The 15,593-nt window shown below is 67.5% G+C and carries 14 protein-coding genes; 9 read left to right on the forward strand and 5 right to left on the reverse strand.

The features are described from left to right. The first annotated feature begins 11 nt into the window (after positions 1 to 11). The 8 genes from NX782_RS12360 to NX782_RS12395 all read left to right on the forward strand — a co-directional run bounded on the left by NX782_RS12360 (position 12) and on the right by NX782_RS12395 (position 7,712). The gene (locus NX782_RS12360) at positions 12 to 1,217 is read left to right on the forward strand and encodes a substrate-binding domain-containing protein (protein ID WP_258845773.1); all 1,206 of its coding nucleotides are present in this window, start codon (positions 12 to 14) and stop codon (positions 1,215 to 1,217) included. A 1-nt stretch (position 1,218) separates the two neighbouring features. After that, complete coding sequence (locus NX782_RS12365) at positions 1,219 to 1,992, forward strand: ABC transporter ATP-binding protein (RefSeq protein ID WP_258845774.1); 774 nt, start codon at positions 1,219 to 1,221, stop codon at positions 1,990 to 1,992. Next, entirely contained in the window at positions 1,985 to 2,722 is a 738-nt protein-coding gene (locus NX782_RS12370) for an ABC transporter ATP-binding protein (protein WP_258845775.1), read from the forward strand. Before NX782_RS12365 ends, NX782_RS12370 begins: the two co-directional genes overlap by 8 nt. Next, positions 2,719 to 3,750 (forward strand): branched-chain amino acid ABC transporter permease, encoded by a 1,032-nt coding sequence (locus NX782_RS12375; RefSeq protein ID WP_258845776.1) that lies wholly within the window; start codon positions 2,719 to 2,721, stop codon positions 3,748 to 3,750. Before NX782_RS12370 ends, NX782_RS12375 begins: the two co-directional genes overlap by 4 nt. A gap of 2 nt (positions 3,751 to 3,752) precedes the next feature. After that, positions 3,753 to 4,817 (forward strand): branched-chain amino acid ABC transporter permease, encoded by a 1,065-nt coding sequence (locus NX782_RS12380; protein WP_258845777.1) that lies wholly within the window; start codon positions 3,753 to 3,755, stop codon positions 4,815 to 4,817. Positions 4,818 to 5,149: 332 nt separating this feature from the next. Next, complete coding sequence (locus NX782_RS12385; RefSeq protein ID WP_258845778.1) at positions 5,150 to 5,809, forward strand: choice-of-anchor J family PEP-CTERM protein; 660 nt, start codon at positions 5,150 to 5,152, stop codon at positions 5,807 to 5,809. A gap of 12 nt (positions 5,810 to 5,821) precedes the next feature. After that, positions 5,822 to 6,250, forward strand: coding sequence for a post-PEP-CTERM-1 domain-containing protein (locus NX782_RS12390; RefSeq protein ID WP_258845779.1), 429 nt, complete (start codon positions 5,822 to 5,824; stop codon positions 6,248 to 6,250). Continuing rightward, on the forward strand, positions 6,237 to 7,712 hold the full coding sequence (locus tag NX782_RS12395; RefSeq protein WP_308632936.1) for a PA domain-containing protein: 1,476 nt from the start codon (positions 6,237 to 6,239) through the stop codon (positions 7,710 to 7,712). The genes NX782_RS12390 and NX782_RS12395 overlap by 14 nt, the downstream gene beginning before the upstream one ends. Positions 7,713 to 7,790: 78 nt before the next feature. Here the strand turns inward: NX782_RS12395 and ppa are convergent, their stop codons facing one another. The 5 genes from ppa to hemC form a co-directional block, all read right to left on the reverse strand. After that, entirely contained in the window at positions 7,791 to 8,327 is a 537-nt protein-coding gene (ppa, locus tag NX782_RS12400; protein ID WP_258845780.1) for an inorganic diphosphatase, read from the reverse strand. Between the two features lie 97 nt (positions 8,328 to 8,424). Further along, complete coding sequence (locus tag NX782_RS12405; protein ID WP_258845781.1) at positions 8,425 to 9,621, reverse strand: heme biosynthesis protein HemY; 1,197 nt, start codon at positions 9,619 to 9,621, stop codon at positions 8,425 to 8,427. A gap of 11 nt (positions 9,622 to 9,632) precedes the next feature. Next, positions 9,633 to 10,793, reverse strand: a complete 1,161-nt coding sequence (locus NX782_RS12410; protein WP_258845782.1) for a uroporphyrinogen-III C-methyltransferase — start codon at positions 10,791 to 10,793, stop codon at positions 9,633 to 9,635. Next, the gene (locus NX782_RS12415; protein ID WP_258845872.1) at positions 10,790 to 11,566 is read right to left on the reverse strand and encodes a uroporphyrinogen-III synthase; all 777 of its coding nucleotides are present in this window, start codon (positions 11,564 to 11,566) and stop codon (positions 10,790 to 10,792) included. Before NX782_RS12415 ends, NX782_RS12410 begins: the two co-directional genes overlap by 4 nt. Further along, positions 11,566 to 12,543 (reverse strand): hydroxymethylbilane synthase, encoded by a 978-nt coding sequence (gene hemC, locus NX782_RS12420; RefSeq protein WP_258845783.1) that lies wholly within the window; start codon positions 12,541 to 12,543, stop codon positions 11,566 to 11,568. The genes NX782_RS12415 and hemC overlap by 1 nt, the downstream gene beginning before the upstream one ends. A 172-nt stretch (positions 12,544 to 12,715) precedes the next feature. Between hemC and ppc the strand changes: the two genes are divergently transcribed. Beyond that, on the forward strand, positions 12,716 to 15,559 hold the full coding sequence (gene ppc, locus NX782_RS12425; protein ID WP_258845784.1) for a phosphoenolpyruvate carboxylase: 2,844 nt from the start codon (positions 12,716 to 12,718) through the stop codon (positions 15,557 to 15,559). The last annotated feature ends 34 nt before the right edge of the window (positions 15,560 to 15,593 follow it).

Genomic DNA, 15,593 nt, shown 5'->3' on the forward strand with positions numbered 1-15,593 from the left:
GAGGAGACCACATGAAGATCATCAAGCCTATTCCTACCGCCCTGCTGGCGGCCTTCATCGCCACCGCCGGCAGCAGCAGCGCCGCATTTGCCGCATCGGCGCCCGACCTGAAGGTCGCCCTCATCGCCGGCAAGACCGGCGCCCTGGAAGCCTACGCCAAGGAAACCGAGACCGGCTTCATGATGGGCCTCGAATACCTGACCGGCGGGAAGATGGAAATCAATGGCCGCAAGATCAAGGTGATCGTCAAGGACGACCAGGGCAAGCCCGACCTCGGGCGCACCCTGCTGGCCGAAGCCTACGGCGACGACAAGGTCGACATCGCGGTCGGCACGACCTCGTCCGGCTCGGCGCTGGCGATGCTGCCGGTGGCGAAGGAATACAAGAAGGTGCTGATCGTCGAGCCGGCCGTGGCCGACGAGATCACCGGCGCCAAGTGGAACAAGTACATCTTCCGCACCGCGCGCAGCTCGATGCAGGACGCGCTGGCCGCCGCCTCGACCTTCAAGAGCGGCAGCGTGGCCTTCCTGGCCCAGGACTATGCCTTCGGGCGCGACGCCATCAAGGCCGGCAAGGAAGCGCTGGCCGCCACCGGCTCCAAGGCCAGGGTGGTGCACGAGGAATACGCGCCGGCCGCCTCCACCGACTTCACCGCGCCCACCCAGCGCATCTTCGACGCCCTGAAGGACAAGCCGCAGCCGCGCGTGCTGCAGATCGTGTGGGCCGGTCCGAATCCGCTGAACAAGATCGCCGACATGAAGCCGGAGCGCTACGGCATCGCCCTGGCCCCGGGCGGCAACATCCTGCCGGTGATGAAGACCTGGAAGGCCTACGCCGGCACCGAAGGCACGATCTTCTATTACTACGGCTTCCCGAAGAACAAGATGAACGACTGGCTGGTGGCGGAGCACACCAAACGCTTCAAGGCACCGCCGGACATGTTCACCGCAGGCGGCATGGCGGCGGCCGGCGCCGTGGTGGCGGCGCTGACCAAGGTGCCGAATGCGAACGGCGACCAGCTGGCGGCGGCGATGGAAGGCATGTCCTTCGAGACCCCGAAAGGCACGATGAGCTTCCGCAAGGAAGACCACCAGGCCCTGCAGCCGATGTACCACTTCCGCATCAAGAAGGACCAGAAGAACGAATGGGACATCCTGGAACTGGTGCGCGAGATCCCGGCCTCGGAACTGCCGCTGCCGGTGCGGAACAAGCGCTGACATGAACGCCGCAGCGCAGCAGGCCTCCCTCTCGACCCGCGACCTGACGATCCGCTTCGGCGGCCACGTCGCGGTGAACGCCGTGACGGCCGACTTCTATCCCGGCACCCTGACCGTGATCGTCGGTCCCAACGGGGCCGGCAAGACCACCTATTTCAATCTGGTGTCGGGGCAGTTGGCGGCGACTTCCGGCAGCGTGCACCTGGCGGGCCGCGACGTGACCAAGCTCGGTCCCGCGCACCGCACGCGCCTGGGCGTGGGGCGCGCGTTCCAGTTGACGAACCTGTTCCCGCACCTGAGCGTGCTGGAGAACGTGCGCCTGGCGGTGCAGAGCCGCGCCGGCATCGGCCTGAACATGTTCTCGGTGTGGTTCGGGCACAAGGCCGTCATCGAACGCGCCGAGCATTACCTGGAGCGGGTCTCGATGATCGCCAAACGCGACGTCATGGTCGGCACGCTGCCGCATGGCGACCAGCGCAAGCTCGAAGTCGCGATCCTGCTGGCGCTGGAGCCCGAGATCCTGATGTTCGACGAACCCACGGCCGGCATGAGCGTGGACGAGGTGCCGGTGGTGCTCGACCTGATCCACCAGGTGAAGGCGGAGCGCAACAAGACCGTGCTGCTGGTCGAGCACAAGATGGACGTGGTGCGCTCGCTGGCCGACCGCATCATCGTGCTGCACAACGGCACCCTGGTCGCGGACGGCGAGCCGCGCGAAGTCATGCAATCGAAAATCGTACAGGAAGCCTATCTTGGAACTCCCGAACATGTCTGAGCTGACAGGTGAGCCGATCCTGACCCTGTCCGGCGTGCACACCCACATCGGCCAGTACCACATCCTGCAGGGCGTCGATCTGGTGGTGCCGCGCGGCGGCCTGGCGGTCCTGCTGGGCCGTAACGGCGCCGGCAAGACCACGACCCTGCGCACCATCATGGGCTTGTGGAAGGCCAGCAGCGGCAGCATCGTATTCGACGGCCGCGACATCACGAAGCTGGCCACGCCCGACATCGCGCGCGCCGGCATCGCCTATGTCCCGGAGAGCATGGCCGTGTTCTCGGAACTGACGGTGCGCGAGAACCTCTACCTGGCGGCGCGCAACGGCCCACTGGATGAGGCGCGCGTCGACTGGATCTGCGGCTTCTTCCCGGCGCTGAAGAAATTCTGGCACTACCCGGCCGGCAATCTCTCGGGCGGCCAGAAGCAGATGGTGGCGATCGCCCGCGCGATCGTCGAGCCTCGCAAGCTGCTGCTGGTCGACGAGCCGACCAAGGGCCTGGCGCCCGCCATCGTGCAGAGCCTGATGATGGCCTTCCGCGAGCTGAAGGACACCAACACCACCATCCTGCTGGTCGAGCAGAACTTCAATTTCGTCAAGACCCTGGGCGATACGGTCGGCGTGATGGACGACGGCCGCGTCGCCCATGCCGGCCTGATGCACGACCTGGTAGGCGACGACGCCCTGCAGCAACGCCTGCTGGGCCTTTCCCTGGATTCCCACCAATGAGCGCTACTCTCCCCATCAGCGGGTCCAAGCCGCAGGCCGATGCCGCCCTGCCGGCCGCGAAACGCGACCTCGCCCCGCTGCTGCTGGTGCCGGCCCTGGCGCTGGCGGTGCTGCCCTTCGTCTCGCTGCCGACCTGGGTCACCCTGACCGTCGCCGGCCTCGCCATGGGCATGATGATCTTCATCATGGCCAGCGGCCTGACCCTGGTGTTCGGCCTGATGAGCGTGCTGAACTTCGGGCATGGCGCCTTCGTCTCGGTCGGCGCCTTCAGCGCCACGCTGGTGCTGCTGCCGATGCGCAACTGGCTCGAAGCCGACTCGCTGGCGGCCAACCTCGGCGTGCTCGGGCTGGCCGTGCTGGTGGCGATGCTGGTCACGGCGCTGATCGGCTGGGCCTTCGAGCGCATCGTCATCATGCCGGTCTATGGCCAGCATTTAAAACAGATCCTGATCACGATGGGCGGCATGATCGTGTCCGAACAGCTGATCAACGTGATCTGGGGCGCCGAGCAGATTCCGCTGCCGCTGCCGTCCTCGTTGCGCGGCGCCATCTTCATCGGCGAGGCCGCGATCGAGAAGTACGGCCTGCTGGCGGTCGTCGTCGGACTGGTCGTGTTCGCGGCGATGTTCCTGACCCTGAACCGCACCAAGATCGGCCTCCTGATCCGGGCCGGCGTCGAGAACGGCGAGATGGTCGAAGCCATGGGCTACCGCATCCGCCGCCTGTTCGTCGGCGTGTTCGCGGCCGGTTCCGCGCTGGCCGGCCTGGGCGGCGTGATGTGGGGCCTGTACAAGGAGACGCTGGTCGCCAGCATGGGCAGCGAAGTCATGATCATGGTCTTCATCGTCGTCATCATCGGCGGGCTGGGTTCGGTGGGCGGCTGCTTCATCGGCGCCCTCTTGATGGCGCTGCTGCACAACTATGCCGGCTTCCTGGCGCCCAAGCTGAACCTGGTGTCGAACATCGTGTTGATGATCGCCATCCTGCTGTGGCGTCCGGCCGGCCTGTATTCGACATCGCGAGGCTGAGCATGCTGATCAAACTTCTTTCCGGCGATCTGCCGCGCAGCCGCGCGCTGACGGTGCTGCTGCTCGTGGTGCTGCTCGGCCTGCTGCTGGTGCCATTCCTGTTCGCCGGCGCGCGGCCGCTGAACACCGCCGCCACCATCTGCGTCTACATCGTGCTGGTGGCGTCCTACGACCTGCTGCTGGGCTATACCGGCATCGTCTCCTTCGCCCACACGATGTTCTACGGGATCGGCGCCTACGGCATCGGCATCGCCCTGGCCAGCGTCGAAGAGCCGACCTGGGGCATCGTCTTCACCGGCCTTGGCCTGGCCCTGCTGCTGACGATTGCGCTGGCCTTCGTGATCGGCCTGTTCGCGCTGCGCGTGCGCGCCATCTTCTACGCCATGATCACCCTTGCCGTGGCGTCCTCGTTCACGGTGCTGGCCTCGCAGCTGTCGGATTTCACCGGCGGCGAGGACGGCCGCACCTTCAGCGTGCCCGAACTGCTGTCGCCGGGCTTCACGCTGATGGAAAACGAGGTGTTCGGGCGTGCGGTGGACGGCAAGCTGATCACCTATTACATCGTGTTCTTCGGCTGCCTGCTGCTGTTCCTGTTCCTGCTGCGCCTGGTCAACTCTCCCTTCGGCCGAGTGCTGCAGGCGATCCGCGAGAACGAGTTCCGCGCCGAGGCGCTGGGCTACCGCACCGTGGTCTACCGCATCTGGGCCAACGTGCTGGCGGCCGTGGTGGCGGCGCTGGCCGGCGCGCTGATGGCCCTGTGGCTGCGCTACGTCGGCCCCAAGACCTCGCTCGGCTTCGAGGTGATGACCGACATCCTGCTGATCGTGGTGATCGGCGGCATGGGCACGATGTATGGCGCGGTGATCGGCGCCGCCCTGTTCATCCTGGCGCAGAACTATCTCAAGAGCCTGATGGGCCAGGCCTCGGAAGCATTGGCCGACCTGCCGATGCTGGCCGCGGCCCTGCATCCGGACCGCTGGATGCTGTGGCTGGGCGTGCTGTTCATCCTCTCGATCTACTTCTTCCCGATCGGCATCGTCGGCAAGCTGCGCTTCCGCCGCAAATGACGTCGTTCCCGCCGCAATAACCGTCTTTCCCGCGGCAATAACCGTCGTCCCCGCGGCAATAACCGTCGTCCCCGCGCAGGCGGGGACCCAAGTTCTGGCGTGATCAACTTGGGTTCCCGCCTACGCGGGAACGACGATCCTCCCGGGCCTGCCTCAAGCGCCCAAACCGCCAGCACGGCAGTACCTTTCAGACGGCCTAAAGTCCAGCCCGCGCCTTAGCTAAAGATCAATGACCGTTGTCATCTCGATCATATGATGAGCTCAGCATGGCCTCGTCGACCAGCCAGCGCGAGCGATTCACCATCCTACTGGCTTCCAAGAAAGGGCTTTCCATGAAACCCGTTAATAGCTTGTTTGCGGCAGCCGCGTTTTCGCTAGCCGCACTCGGCACCCAGGCCGCCCAGGCCCAGGGCGTCGAAGTACTCAACGAAGGATTCGACAACGTCGGTGCCCTGAGCGGATGGGCCCAGGTCAACAACAGCGTGCCGCCCGGCGACGGCTGGTTCCAGGGCAATGCCGGCCTGTTCCCGGCCCAGTCCGGCGCCGCCGATTCCTATGTCGCCGTCAACTTCCTCAGCGCCGCCAACGGCAGCGGCACGGTCGACAACTGGCTGATCACGCCGGAACTGAGCCTGAACGGCGAATCGGTGCTGAGCTTCTACACCCGCCGCGCCGGCGAAGCCGGCTTCAACGACCGGCTCGAAGTGCTGTTTTCCACCGGTTCCGGCACCGACCTCAGCGGCTTCACCAGCGTCGGCACCATCGGCGGCAGCGGCAACTACCCGGCCGAGTGGGAACAGTTCAGCGCTACGGTCACGGCCAACGGCAGCGGCCGCTTTGCCTTCCACTACTTCGGTCCCGCCGACACATTGAATTATGTGGGCCTGGACACGGTCAATGTCGTGACGGCGGTGCCGGAGCCGTCCACCTGGGCGATGCTGGGCGTGGGTCTCGGCCTGCTCGGCCTGCGCCGCCGCAAACCGCAAGCCTGAACGGAGGATGCCATGTCGAAACAGAAGATGATGACCCTGAGCATGCTGGCCGCGCTCTGCGTGCTGGCCACGATGAGCATGCACGCCAGGGCACAAACGAGCGAAAGCCAATCCGGCCAGGAAGGCATGGTGGTGGTGCGCGATCCGGCCACCGGCAAGATGCGCGCGCCGACGCCGCAGGAATTGCGCGAGCTGCGCGCCAAGGCCCCGCGCCCGGCGGCCGCAGTCGCCGGCAACCCGCCGCAGCAGCCCAAGGCCTTGACCGGACGCCACGGTGCCCACGGCGTGCGCCTGGGCGAGAAGACCCTGGTCTACGACGTGGTCACGCGCGGCGAGGACGGCAAGCTGTCCAGCCAATGCGTACAGGGCGAAGACGCCACCCGGCACGCCCTGCACACCGACAACGCCCAGCAAGAGGAGCACCGCCATGAAGCCCGCTGATCAAGCAAAGCCCGGCCATCCGCGCCTGCAGCAGGCGGCGGCCGGCGTCGTCGCCACCATCGCCTGCGCCCTGGCGCTGGCGGTCGGCGCCATGACCACCGCGCACGCTGCCGCCACCATCGTGATCGTCAACCAGAACGAGCCGGGCGTGGGCTTCAACGATCCGACCCCGGCGGGCCCGGTCGGCGGCAATCCCGGCACCACGCTCGGCCAGCAGCGCCTGTACGCCTTCCAGCGCGCGGCCGACATCTGGGGCGCCACCCTGACCAGCAGCGTGCCGATCCGGATCGGCGCGTCCTTCGTGCCGCTGTCCTGCACCGCCACCAGCGCCGTGCTCGGTTCGGCAGGCGCCAACGAGATCTGGAGCGACTTCCCGAACGCGCCGCGCGCCAACACCTGGTATCCGAGCGCCCTGGCCAGCAAGCTGGCCGGCGAGGACGTCTCGACCCCGGGTGAGCCGCACATCATCGCGCGCTTCAATTCGCGCCTGGGCCTGTTCCCCGACTGCCTGCCGGGCAACGGTTTCTACCTCGGCCTGGACCGCAACTTCGGCGATCAGGTCGACCTCGTCACCGTGCTGCTGCACGAATTCGCGCACGGCCTGGGCTTCCAGACCTTCACCGACGACGAGACCGGCGAGGAAATCCTCGGCATCCCCTCGATCTGGGACTACTACCTGCTGAACAACGCTACCCGCCGCACCTGGGTCGAGAGCACGCCGGCCGAGCGCGCCCAGTCGGCCATGACCTGGCGCGGCCTGTCCTGGAACGGCCCGCGCGTGACCGCTGCCGTGCCGCAGGTGCTGGACCCGATGTCGAACCTCAACATCTCGGGTGCGGCGGCCGGTACCGCCGGCGGCGACTACGAGGTCGGCGATGCCTCCTTCGGCCCGCCGCTGGCGAATCCGCCGGTGCGCGGTCAGTTGATGCCGGTGGTCGACCAGGCCAATGGCACCGGCCTGGCCTGCGATCCGCTGAACGCCCTCAACGCACTGGCGGTGCGCGGCAACATCGCGCTGGTCGACCGCGGCACCTGCGATTTCGTCACCAAGGCCCGCAACGTGCAGACCGCCGGCGCGATCGGCATGGTGGTGGCGGACAACCAGCCGGGCGATGTGGCCGGCATGAGCGGCAACGATCCGAGCATCACCATCCCCTCGGTGCGGGTGACCCAGGCCGCTGGGGCCACGCTGAAGGCCAGCCTGCAGCGCCGTTCGCGCACCCAGTCGGGCGTGGTGGCCAGCCTGGGGGTGAACGCCAACCGCCTGGCCGGCACCGACCCGCAAGGCCGGATCCTGATGTACACGCCGACCATCTACTCGCCGGGCTCGACCGTCTCGCACTACACCACCGAAGCCAAGCCGAACCAGCTGATGGAGCCGTCCATCAACGACGACCTGACGCACGAGGTGACGCCGCCGCGCGACCTGACCTATCCGCTGCTGCAGGATATCGGTTGGTAATCCAAACCGGGTAAACAAAGCAAAAGGGCCGGCCCCTCGCGGGTGCCGGCCCTTCTTCATGGTCGCAATGCGCGGCGATTACTTCGCCTGGCCCTCGTAGGCCTTCACGCCGTTGACGATCTCTTCCTTGGCGGCGTCGACGCCGGCCCAGCCCTCGACCTTGACCCACTTGCCCTTTTCCAGGTCCTTGTAGTGCTCGAAGAAGTGCTGGATCTGGTTGCGGGTCAGTTCCGGCACGTCTTCATGCGACTTGATGTTGGCGTACACCGGCGCCAGCTTCTCGACCGGCACGGCCAGGATCTTGGCGTCGCCGCCGGCTTCGTCGGTCATCTGCAGCACGCCCAGTGCGCGGCAACGCACCACCACGCCCGGGATCAGCGGGAACGGGGTAATGACCAGCACGTCGCACGGGTCGCCGTCGTCGGCGATGGTGTTCGGGACGTAGCCGTAGTTGCACGGGTAGTGCATGGCGGTGCCCATGAAGCGGTCGACGAAGATCGCGCCGGATTCCTTGTCCACTTCGTATTTGACCGGATCGCCATTCATCGGGATCTCGATGACGACGTTGAAATCGTTCGGCACGTCGCGGCCGGCGTTGACGTTGTTCAGGCTCATGGCTTGTCCTTGGTTGCTTGGGTTGCTGTAAGAATAATAAAGGGGGCCATTATAGCGAATCGGCCTGGACTTGTGCGCCGCACAAGCCCGTGTTCCTTTACAGAACGGTGGCCAGCGCGCACTGGCGGAAGTGGCGGTTCGCCTCTTCTTCCTGGCCCAGGGCTTCGTGCAGCTGGGCCAGCTTCAAATGGGCTTCGCGCACATGCTCCGGATTGGTCGCGTCAAGCAGCGCCTGTTCCAGATAGCGCTGGGCCTTGCCCCACAGCTTCTGGCGCAGGCACAGCGCGCCCAGGGTCAGGGCCAGTTCGGCGTCGCCCGGGTGCTCGCGCAGCCAGCCTTCGCATTTCTCGATCTGGGCCAGCAGCGTGGCCGAGCCCTCCGGACCGGCAGCCTCGCGGTAGGCGCGCACCACGCGCTCGTCCCACTCCAAGGCCAGCGCGTTTTCGACGATCACGCGGGCTTCGTCGTGCAAGCCACGGGCGTTGAAGGCGGCGGCGGCGCGCGCCGCAATATAGGGCTTGCAACGGTCGGCGTTCGGCATCGAGGACCACATGCGGCGCAGGCTTTCGGCATCGTGGCCGCCCTCGCCCAGCAGCGCCTCGTAGGCCATCTCGCGCAGGCGGCCGGACAGGGCCGGATGCAGGGCGTTGCGCTTGTCCAGGATGCGCACCAGGCGCAGCACCTCGGGCCAGTTGCGGGCCTGCTGGTTGGCCTTCATCGCCCATTGCAGCGCGTGGATGTGGCGCTGGCCGCTGGCGTTCAGCTCGGCCACCGCTTCCAGCGCGCCTTCCGGCTTGTGCTCGTCGACCAGCAGTTCGGTCACCGTCATCAGGCGCGCGGTCTTGAGCGAGCCGTCGTGCAGGACCCCGGCCAGCCAGGCGTCGCGCCGTGCCGGTTCGCGCATGCGGTGCGCGGCACGGGCGCCGATCAGGGCCGCCAGGCCAGCATTGTCGGGCAGCTCGGCGGCGCGCTTGGCGGCCTTCTCGGCATGGCCGAAGCGGCCTTCGAACAGGGCTTTCAGCGCCTCGCGCAGGCCGCGGTTGGCTTCGCGCTCGCGCTTGCGCAGACGGTACTCGGCCACGCGCGCCGGCATGTCGAGGGTCGCGCGCACCGCCCGCGCCAGCACGTACACGGCCAGGAACAGGATCGCGGTGAGCACCACGAACAGGTTCAACGACAGGTCGATCCGGTGCGGCGGGTAGAAGAACACCACGTTGCCGGGGTTGAAACGGGCGGTCACGGCGATGCCGATCGCGGCCGCCATCAGGGCGACTAACCAGAGAAGCAGGCGCATCCGTCAGCTCCTCATGGTTTCGATTTGTAGTTGCGCACGGCGTTCAGGCTTTCCGACAGATCCGGCACCTCGATGGTGACGTTGTTGGCCTGTACCTGGCGCAGCAGGCCCTGCACCGACTGGGTCGAGCGCGCCTTGGTGTCGAAATAGCGGGCCAGCGTCTGCTGGGCGCTGCCGATATCGTCGCGGAAGGTGCCTTCGTTGCGCGACAACAGGGCCAGGCGCGCGTTCAGCAGGCGCAGCTTCAGGTTCTCGCGCACGAAATAGGCTTCGCCCGGCGACAGCATCAGCGCTTCCGGCCGGTCGACGGTGCGCACGCGGATCAGCTGGCGCATGTCGTCCCACATCTCGTGGCTCCAGTTGCGCCAGGTCTCGACCATGCGGCGGCCCAGCGACATCTCCTGTTCCGGCACGGCCGCAGCCGCAGCGCCCTTGGCGGCCTTGGCCGGCGGATTCACGCGGCTCGGCGCGCTCGGCTCGGCCGGCTTCTCGTCGGCCAGCAGCGGCAGGTTGTCGATCTGGCCGATCACGTTATCGAGGCGCAGCGCGATGCCGGCCTGGTCGACCTGGGGCAGCGCCTTCAGCTTGTCGATGTCGCGCGCGATGGCGCGGCGGATCGTGATGAATTGCGGCTTGTCGGAGCGCGACAGCGAGCGGTCGGCGTTGGCCAGCGCGATCAGCGCGCCCTGCACGTTGCCGGCCAGCTGCAGCTGCTGGCTGGCGGTCGACAGCACCTGCTCGATCTCGGACAGCGCCCATTCGTCGCGGTTCTTCGAGATGTCCTGGTACATCTGCTCGAGCGCGGCCTGCTGGCTCTGCGACTCGGTCTGGCGGCTTTCCAGCACGCCGACCTTGACCTGCAGCTCCTTGGCGGTTTCCTGGGTCTCGCGGACCAGCTGGGCGGTCTCGGCGTTCGAGGCGTTGTCCTTCTGCAGGGTCCTGGCGACGTCTTCGCGCAGGCGGTTGAAGCGGCTGTGGGTCGACCAGGTCTGCAGCGCCAGCAGCACGGCCAGCACGATGATGGCCACATTCTGCGGCTTGTTCAGCAGCCCGCCGACGCGGGTCATTTCCGGCACGCGCGGTTCGGCCGGCGCGGACGCCGCATAGGCCTCCGGCGGGACCATCTGGCCGCCCTTGCTCGATGGGTCGGGATTGTTGGGCAATTCGTTCATGCTTGTGATTGTAACGCGGCAAGAAGACGCTCGTCGCCGGAGCCGGTGAGGACCAGGCGGCCAAAGCCGAGTGCGCGCGCCGTGTCATGGATGCGCGCGTGCGGGACGATCAGGCGCTGCTGCCGCAGTTGATGCTGCAATTCGATGGGTTCGAGCCGCTCGACCAGGGACACCAGGCCGCGCAGCGCTTCCGAGCTCGTGATTATCCAGTCGTTCGGCCGGGCCAGCAAGCCGGCCAGTTGCGCCGCCAGCTCCGGGCTCAGGCCGGGGACCGCGCGGCGGTAGCTGCTGACCGTCTCCACCAGGGCGCCGGCGCCGCGCAGGGCGTCCGGCAGCAGCTCGCGCCCGCCCTCCCCGCGCACCACCAGCACGCGGCGGCCGGCCAGGCGCGCCAGGTCCAGCGCCTGCAGCAGGTGTTCGGAATCGCTGAAGGCCGGGTCGTTCGGGCAATGGATGCGCACGCGCCCATCCGCCACCCCGTGCCTGGCGAGCGCGGCGCGGCTGCCCTCGCCGACCACGCCGATGTCGACGCCCGCCGGCCAAGCCTCGATGTGGGCAAAGGCGGCATCGATCGCGTTCGGCGACACAAACACCACCAGCGCATACGCGGCCAGGTCGGCCAGCACGCGGCGCAGCACCGCCTGGCCCGCGTCCGGCAGCGGCGAGATGTCCAGCAGCGGCAGCAGCACCGACTCGCGGCCGAGGGCGGCCACGGCGCGCGCCAGCGGCTCGGCCTGCTGCCGGGGTCGGGTGATGACGACCGCGCCGGCCATCAGGGTGCGGCCGACTCGGCCTTGCACTCGGCCAGGATGGCGTCGGCGTCCTGTTCGCGCAGGCGGTTCGAGACTTGCTGGCCCAGGCTTTCGGGATCGTCGGCCGGGCCGCTGCTTTCGGCGAAGGCGCTGCGGCGGCCATCCGGCGTGGCCACGATGGCGCGCAGGTGCATCTCGCCGCCGGCGACGACCGCGTGGGCCGCCAGCGGGATCTGGCAGCTGGCGCCGAACACGCGCGAGACCTTGCGCTCGGCGGCGACGGCGCGGGCGGTGGCTTCGTCGTTCAGCGGCGCCAGCAGCGCGCGCAGGTCGACGCCGTCGGGACGGCTGCCTGCGACGATCTCGATCGCCATCGCGCCCTGGCCGGCGGCCGGCAGGCTCTCGTCCGTTTCCAGACAGGCACGGATGCGGTGCGCCATGCCCAGGCGCTTGAGGCCGGCGGCGGCGAGGATGATCGCGGCATATTCGCCACGGTCGAGTTTTCCGAGCCGGGTATCGAGGTTGCCGCGCAGCGGCTTGATCACCAGATGCGGGTAGCGCGCCGCGATCAGGGCCTGGCGGCGCAGGCTGCTGGTGCCGACCACGCTGCCGGCCGGCAACGCGGCCAGGCTGTCGAAGTCGTTCGAGACGAAGGCGTCGCGCGGGTCTTCGCGCTCGAGCACGGCGGCCAGCCCGAAGCCGTCCGGCAGTTCCATCGGCACGTCCTTCAGCGAGTGCACGGCCAGGTCGGCGCGGCCTTCATGCATGGCCACCTCGAGCTCCTTCACGAACAGGCCCTTGCCGCCGACCTTGGACAGGGTGCGGTCGAGGATCTGGTCGCCGCGCGTCGTCATGCCGAGAATGTCGATTTGGCAATGCGGATATAATGCGGCGAGGCGGTCGCGCACGTGCGTGGCCTGCCACATGGCCAGACGGCTCTCGCGCGATGCGATAATGAGGCGAGACGGGACGCGTAGCGTCGTATCGTTTGAGTTCAAAACAATTTCTTTCACTGTCGTTGTGCCTGGATCGGCCGGCGCCGGTAGGCGGCATGCCTGAAACCACAAATTCTAGCATGCGGCCCCTTGCAGAAACCGTGGCATCCACCACGGCAACGTTGTACACGAGAGCCCCTTTTGGGACCCCCGAACATTCAACCTGTGCTCGATAATGAACAAAGCTGCAAACCTTGATCCCCTGGCTGCTTCGCAAGACCAGGTTTCCGCATCCATCCCGACGCCGTCTTCCGAGAAAGACGCGCCGCTGAAAGAAGACATCCGCCTGCTCGGCCGCCTGCTGGGCGACGTGCTGCGCAACCAGGAAGGCGAGGCCGTGTTCGACGTGGTCGAGAACATCCGCCAGACCGCCGTGCGCTTCCGCCGCGAGGACGACCCGCAGGCCGGCGAAGAGCTGACCACCCTGCTCAAGAAGCTCTCGCGCGAAGAAACCAACTCGGTGGTGCGCGCCTTCTCCTATTTCTCGCACCTGGCCAACATCGCCGAAGACCAGCACCACGTGCGCCGCCGCCGCGCCCACCAGCTGGCCGGCTCGAAGGCTCAGCCGGCCAGCGTGGCGTATGCGCTGGCGCGCCTGCAGGATGCCGGCGTCGGGCGCGAGCAGGTGGCAAGCTTCTTGCGCGAGGCCTTGATCTCGCCGGTGCTGACCGCCCACCCGACCGAGGTGCAGCGCAAGTCCATCCTCGACGCCGAGCACGACATCGCGCGCCTGCTGGCCGAGCGCGACCTGCCGCTGACGCCGAAGGAACGCGCGCGCAACATGACGCTGCTGCAGGCGCGCGTGGCGACGCTGTGGCAGACCCGCATGCTGCGCTACGAGAAGCTGACCGTGGCCGACGAGATCGAGAACGCCCTCTCCTACTACCGCACCACCTTCCTGCGCGAGCTGCCGGCCCTGTACGACGACATCGAGGAAGAGCTGCAGGCCTCGACAAGGGACGCCACCTACCTGCAGATGGGCAGCTGGATCGGCGGCGACCGCGACGGCAACCCGAACGTCAACGCCGACACCATGCAGCGCGCGCTGGTGCGCCACGCCACCACCATCTTCGATTTCTACCTCGATGAAGTGCACGCGCTGGGCGCCGAGTTGTCGACCTCGACCCTGCTGGTGCAGGCCGACGCCGCGCTCGAAGCGCTGGCCGCGAACTCGCCGGATACGTCGCCGCACCGCAGCGACGAACCCTACCGGCGCGCCCTGATCGGCATCTACGCGCGCCTGGCCGCGACCGCGCGCGAACTGGGCGCCAACAATCCGCTGCGCAAGGAGGTCGGCCACGCCGATGCCTACGGCGACCCGGCCGAGTTCCAGGCCGAACTGCAGGTGCTGGCCGATTCGCTGGCCAACAACCACGGCGCGATATTGATCCGCCCGCGCCTGGCCGGGCTGCTGCGCGCCGCCGCCATCTTCGGCTTCCACCTGGCCTCGCTCGACATGCGCCAGAGCTCGGACATCCACGAGCGTGTGCTGGCCGAACTGTTCCGGCATGCGGCGGTCGAGCCGGACTACGCCGCACTGGACGAAGCCGCCAAGGTGAAACTGCTGTTGGCCGAGATCGCCCATCCGCGCCTGCTGTACACGCCTTATGCCGAGTACTCGGACGAGACCGAGTCGGAACTCGGCGTGCTGCGCATGGCACGCGAGATCCGCAAGCGCTACGGCACGCGCGCGATCCGCAACTACATCATCTCGCACACCGAGACCGTGTCGGACCTGCTGGAAGTCCTGCTGCTGCAGAAGGAGACCGGCCTGCTGCGCATCGACGAACGCGAGAAACAGTGCGACGTGATGGTGATCCCGCTGTTCGAGACCATCCCCGACCTGCAGCGCGCCGGCCAGATCATGGCCGAGTGGATGGCGCTGCCGATCGTGAAGGAATTCATCACGCAGCAGGGCCGCCTGCAGGAAGTCATGCTGGGCTATTCGGACTCGAACAAGGACGGCGGCTTCCTGACATCGAACTGGGAGCTGTACCAGGCCGAGCTGAAACTGGTGCAGGTGTTCGGCGAGGCCGGCGTCAAGCTGCGCCTGTTCCACGGCCGCGGCGGCACCGTCGGCCGCGGCGGCGGTCCGAGCTACGACGCGATCCTGGCCCAGCCGCCGGGCACCGTGAACGGCCAGATCCGCCTGACCGAACAGGGCGAGATCATCTCCTCGAAGTTCTCGAACCCGGAGATCGGCCGCCGCAACCTCGAACTGCTGGTGGCGGCCACGCTGGAAGCGGGCCTGATGCCCCACGGCGAAGGCCATGAACAGGTGGCGCGCCTGCAGCGCTACGAAGCGGCGATGGCCGAGCTGTCCGAGCGCGCGTACAAGGCTTACCGCAACCTGGTGTACGAGACCCCGGGCTTCACCGACTACTTCTTCGCCGCCACGCCGATCGCCGAGATCGCCGAGCTGAACCTGGGCTCGCGCCCGGCCTCGCGCAAGTCGACCCGCCGCATCGAAGACCTGCGCGCGATTCCCTGGGGCTTCTCCTGGGGCCAGTGCCGCCTGCTGCTGCCGGGCTGGTTCGGCTTCGGCGCCGCCGTCTCCGGTTGGCTGAAGGATGGGGAAACGGGCGGCGAGCGTGAAGAAAGGCTGGCGCTGCTGAAGGAGATGTTCCAGCAATGGCCCTTCTTCGCCACGCTGCTGTCGAACATGGACATGGTGCTGGCCAAGACCGACCTGCCGATCGCCCGCCGCTACGCCGAACTGGTGCCGGACGTGGCGCTGCGCGACCGCATCTTCAAGCGCATCGCGTCCGAATACGGCGAGACCCTGCGCTGCCTGGAACAGGTGACCGGCAATGCCGAGCGCCTGGCCGCGAATCCGCTGCTGGCCCGTTCGATCCAGAACCGCTTCGCCTACCTGGATCCGCTGAACCACCTGCAGGTGGAGCTGATCCAGCGCCATCGGGCGCTGTCGAAGGACCCGGCGAATGTCGATTCGCGGGTGCATCGGGGGATTCACATGTCGATCAATGGGGTGGCGGCGGGACTGCGCAATACCGGTTGAGTTGCATTGCGTCCGATCGCGTGTCATTACGGGT

Source organism: Massilia norwichensis, from assembly GCF_024753245.1.
GTDB lineage: Bacteria > Pseudomonadota > Gammaproteobacteria > Burkholderiales > Burkholderiaceae_D > Telluria > Telluria norwichensis.

Coding starts and splice junctions, on each gene's coding strand:
- NX782_RS12410 (WP_258845782.1), bottom strand. CDS start 10,793: ATGAACGAATTGCCCAACAATCCCGACCCATCGAGCAAGGGCGGCCAG.
- NX782_RS12385 (WP_258845778.1), top strand. CDS start 5,150: ATGAAACCCGTTAATAGCTTGTTTGCGGCAGCCGCGTTTTCGCTAGCC.
- NX782_RS12360 (WP_258845773.1), top strand. CDS start 12: ATGAAGATCATCAAGCCTATTCCTACCGCCCTGCTGGCGGCCTTCATC.
- NX782_RS12415 (WP_258845872.1), bottom strand. CDS start 11,566: ATGGCCGGCGCGGTCGTCATCACCCGACCCCGGCAGCAGGCCGAGCCG.
- NX782_RS12390 (WP_258845779.1), top strand. CDS start 5,822: ATGTCGAAACAGAAGATGATGACCCTGAGCATGCTGGCCGCGCTCTGC.
- NX782_RS12370 (WP_258845775.1), top strand. CDS start 1,985: ATGTCTGAGCTGACAGGTGAGCCGATCCTGACCCTGTCCGGCGTGCAC.
- NX782_RS12375 (WP_258845776.1), top strand. CDS start 2,719: ATGAGCGCTACTCTCCCCATCAGCGGGTCCAAGCCGCAGGCCGATGCC.
- ppa (WP_258845780.1), bottom strand. CDS start 8,327: ATGAGCCTGAACAACGTCAACGCCGGCCGCGACGTGCCGAACGATTTC.
- NX782_RS12405 (WP_258845781.1), bottom strand. CDS start 9,621: ATGCGCCTGCTTCTCTGGTTAGTCGCCCTGATGGCGGCCGCGATCGGC.
- NX782_RS12395 (WP_308632936.1), top strand. CDS start 6,237: ATGAAGCCCGCTGATCAAGCAAAGCCCGGCCATCCGCGCCTGCAGCAG.
- NX782_RS12365 (WP_258845774.1), top strand. CDS start 1,219: ATGAACGCCGCAGCGCAGCAGGCCTCCCTCTCGACCCGCGACCTGACG.
- ppc (WP_258845784.1), top strand. CDS start 12,716: ATGAACAAAGCTGCAAACCTTGATCCCCTGGCTGCTTCGCAAGACCAG.
- NX782_RS12380 (WP_258845777.1), top strand. CDS start 3,753: ATGCTGATCAAACTTCTTTCCGGCGATCTGCCGCGCAGCCGCGCGCTG.